The organism is Anaerobacillus sp. ABR4_321, assembly GCF_056158505.1.
In genome coordinates this window covers 805-4,961 of record NZ_JBSWTK010000013.1, presented here as the reverse complement: position 1 = coordinate 4,961, position 4,157 = coordinate 805, and the positions used below count along the sequence as shown (strand labels likewise).

1 protein-coding gene and 1 pseudogene are annotated in these 4,157 nt (G+C 43.3%); both read right to left on the bottom strand.

Going from position 1 to position 4,157, the window contains the following annotated elements:
- Positions 1 to 452: 452 nt before the first annotated feature.
- Positions 453 to 3,479 carry an efflux RND transporter permease subunit gene (locus ACXADT_RS22945; RefSeq protein WP_474835905.1) on the bottom strand — a complete coding sequence of 1,009 codons (3,027 nt, stop codon included), beginning with the start codon at positions 3,477 to 3,479 and terminating at the stop codon, positions 453 to 455.
- Positions 3,480 to 3,608: 129 nt separating this feature from the next.
- Positions 3,609 to 4,094, bottom strand: a pseudogene (locus ACXADT_RS22940) (AAA family ATPase); the annotation flags it as partial.
- Between the last annotated feature and the right edge of the window lie 63 nt (positions 4,095 to 4,157).

Sequence of the window (4,157 nt, the reverse complement as noted above, 5' to 3'; positions counted from 1 at the left end):
ATTTTTTTCCTGACGTGTGGACGACAGCAAGCTGTAAAAAGAAAAGCGAAGCCCGCCGGCTTCGCTTCAGACTGCAAAGAAACTCGATGAAAATCAAGTTTCTCTGCAGTTTTTTTATATATCTGTAATTAGACTGGACAAATTAGTTTCAGTCTCATCTGCATTGACCGAAAATAAAGGAAAGAACTCAGATCGATAAAAGGGGAGCCTCTGCATTGACCGAAAATACAGGAAAGCACTCAGAACGGTAAAAGGAGAGTCTCCGCATTGCCGAAAATGCAGGAAAGAAACAAGAACGGTAAAAGGAGGGCTTCTGCATTGCCCGGAAATACAAGAAAGAAACATGAACGGTAAAAGGAGATTCCTTGACTCCCGAAAAATTGGATATCTTCTGTTCGAATCTCGGCACAGAATCGAATTAGAAAGCCCGCATCTGCATGCGGGCTTCCATTTTACATACTTCTTTCTTTTTTCACCTGTCTAAAGAAAAATACTTCATAGATGACTGGAATCAGGATCAATGTCAGCAGGGTTGAGGAGGTAAGGCCTCCGATTACGGTTACTGCCAGCCCTTTGGAAATCAGGGTGCCTGATGAGGTTGTAAGCGCCAATGGAATCAATGCTGCGATTGTCGCAAAGGCTGTCATCAGGATAGGGCGAAGTCTGGTAATTCCTGCTTCAATAAGGGCTTCCCTAATAGGCAAGCCTTTTTCGGTGCGATTTTGGCCGATTCGGTCGACCATGACAATCGCATTGGTTGTTACGATTCCAATAAGCATCAAAAGTCCAATCATTACACTTACTGACATCGGTTCATCGGCAATCCACAGTCCCAGAAGGGAACCGATTGGGACGAAAATCAAGGATGAAAGGATGATAAATGGAATCCTTGCCTGCCCGAATGTAATCAGCATGGTCAAGTAGACAAGCCCAATCGCTACAACCATTGCTATTCCCAGCTGGGTGAAGGTTTCAACAGTCTCATCACTTCCGCCGCCGCCTTCTAGTGAGACATCATCAGGAAGGTCTATATCCTTTTTAACACCTTCTATTACAGCTGTTGAAACGGCCCTTATATCATTGGAATCAATCTGTGCAGAAACGCGGGCGAAGATTTTGCCATCCAGTTTCTGAATCGATGTAAAAGCTTCCGTTTCAGTGATTTTGGCGATCTCAGTGATTGGAACAGGTCCCTGTTGAGTGAAAATGACCGTATTCTTCAAATCATCGATAGTTTCGGACTGTTCATCATAGGTGATTGAAATTTTCCGATCTTCACCGCCAAGCTGCATCATTCCGGCGTCGACAGGCTTAGTTTTATCGGTGATCGTACCAAGAATCTGGAATCCGGAGAGTCCTAGCTGGGCTGATTTTTCTGGATCGATATCAACAAGTACCTGCTTCTGTTTTTCGGAAAAATTATTTGATACATATTTTAAGTCATCCTGCTTGTTCATATAACCTTCCACTCTGGCTGCAGCATCCTGCAAGGCAGCAAGGTCAGTAGAATACAAGTCTATATTGACATTATTATTTGAAGGTGGACCACCTGTAGATTGTTCCTGGATGCCGAGTTTGGCATCTGGCTCAATAGAAAGGACAATTTCTTCCATTTCTTTTTCCAGCTTGGGAATAAACTCAGAAACACTTGCACCATCTCCAAGGCTGATGAAATAGTTCGCCTGGTTCTGACGTTTCAGGCCAGTCTGGAAATCCCGGCTGCCGATTCCAACGGTAACATCATTAATTTCTTTTTGCTCAGCGAACATATTCTCGACTTTCAGAGAAACTTCATTCGTTTTATCAAGAGAAGTAGAAGAGGGCAGCTGGAATGTAGCAACAAGCAGCTTTTGCTCCTCGTTTGGAATGAAGGTGAAACCAAGTCCTTTAACAAGGAATCCTGAACCTGCAAGCAGGGCAATGGACAGGAAGATTACAAGAGTTTTATGGTTCAGGGACCACTTGATAGAAGATGCGTAAGCTCTTTGCAGTGCACCTTCTTTTTCTTCTTTTGGAACTCTTTTGAATGAGAACTTTGCCAGGATTGGGACGATTGTGACAGCTACTATTAAAGATGCAAGCAATGAAAAGACAATTGTCAGTGCGAAAGGCAAAAAGAATTCTCCTGTAATTCCTCCGACAAGGCCTAACGGCAGGAATACAACAACAGTGGTGATCGTTGATGAAGTGATTGCTTTCAAGATTTCCTTTGTAGAGTTCTGAATCAAATCATCTGTCATGCCCTGGTTGGTTTTGCGGACTCTTCGGAAGATATTCTCGATGACGACGATACTATCATCGACCACGCGTCCAACCGCGACAGCCATGCCGCCCAGGGTCATGATATTCAGTGAAATATCAAGCTGGTTTAAAAAGATAGACGAAATCAACAGTGACAGCGGGATGGAAACGATCGCAATAATCGTCGCCCTGAAGTTCCTGAGGAAAATCAGGACCGCGATTGAAGCGAACAGTGCTCCGAGCAAACCTTCCTTTACCAGGGTATTGACCGATTTCTCAATTCCTTCTGCGGAATCGAAACCAATCGCATATTCCAGGCGATCGCCATAACTGTCGATTACAGCTAATACCTTCTCAGCCACTTCGACGGTGTTGGCATCCTGCTTTTTCGTGATGGCCATGGATAATGATTCTTTTTCATTGTAACGTGTGATTTCCGGTTTTTCGGTTACCACTTCAATCGAAGCCAGGTCACTCAGTTTCACCGGAGGTGCATCAGGTACAAATTTGGACTTGATGACAAGGTTTTCGAGTTCATTAATTTCTTCAATTTTTTCCTGCACCCTTACAGGTACCTGAATTTCATTTTCATTCAAGTTGCCTGCCGGGAAGCTGAATTTCCTGGCATTGATTGTTTCTTTAATATCATTCAAGCTGAGGGCCAGTTTGGCTGCCTTTTCCTCATCGACAGTTATTTGGAGGATGTCTTCGGTCATACCCCCAACTGAAACACTATTTATTCCCTGGATTTTATTCAATTCAGGAATGATTTCTTCGTTCACAAGCTGTTCCAGTTCCTGGTCACCTTTTGAGAAAAGGGAGATATTGAATATCGGGAATGTGCCAAAGGAAAAGCGGTTTACATTTGTCTGCACATTTTCAGGGAGTCCCGCTTCCTTGATGAAGGAGTTGACTTGCTGTTCGGCATCGTCAAGTTCTGTTTCAAAAGGAAATTCAAGATTGATGATTGCGATGCTTTCAAATGATGAACTCTGCATTTTCTTGATGCCATCGATCCCTTTGAACTTCGTTTCAAGCTTCTCCGTTACCTGTTCGTTGATATCCTGAGGAGAGGCCCCTGGATAGATCACTTCTACAGAGAGCTGAGGGAATTCGATATTAGGCAGCAAATCGACTTTAAGCCGTGTGAAGGAGTACAGCCCGCCTAGTATCAATAAAAATGAAATGATAAAAACAGCAAATGCATTTTTAAGACTGAATTTTGTTAAAAACCCCATTAGGTTTACCTCATTTCTATTTGTAAATTCATGATTCTATTTTATATGTGTTTTATGTAGTTTTCATTTTTAAACTGTAAAAATACAAAAACTTTTGGCCCGAAGTTGGACTCCGGGCCTAAAAATACGTTATTTTCTGTTGATTTTGATTGTGTCATTCTCGAGGACTGCTTCAAGATTGTCTGCATCCGGTTCTTCAAGAATGAAGTCGGCAATGGAATCCTCAAGCTGGTCCTGGATGGAGCGGCGAAGAGGGCGAGCACCGAAAGCCGGATGGTACCCCAGTTCTGTAAGTCTTTCCTTTACACCATCTGTCACTTCAAGACTGATATTTTGTTCTTTTAGTGTTCCTTTCAGTTCAGTTAGCATCAGGTCAACGATCTGAAGCAGATGTTCTTTTTCTAGCGATTTGAACTCGATGATGCTATCAAAACGGTTCAGGAATTCTGGCTTGAAGAACCCTCCCAGAGAATCAAGAATACTTGATTCATTGACAGCAGTGTTCTGCCCAAATCCTACCTTGATGGACTTGTGACCTACGCCTGCGTTGCTTGTCATGATGATGACCGTCTCCTTAAAACTTACAGTGCGGCCCTGGCTGTCCGTCAGGCGGCCATAGGTGCTGTGATACTAAGCATCAATCGCAAGCTTAACCTTAGCAATACGTAACTGAACGTA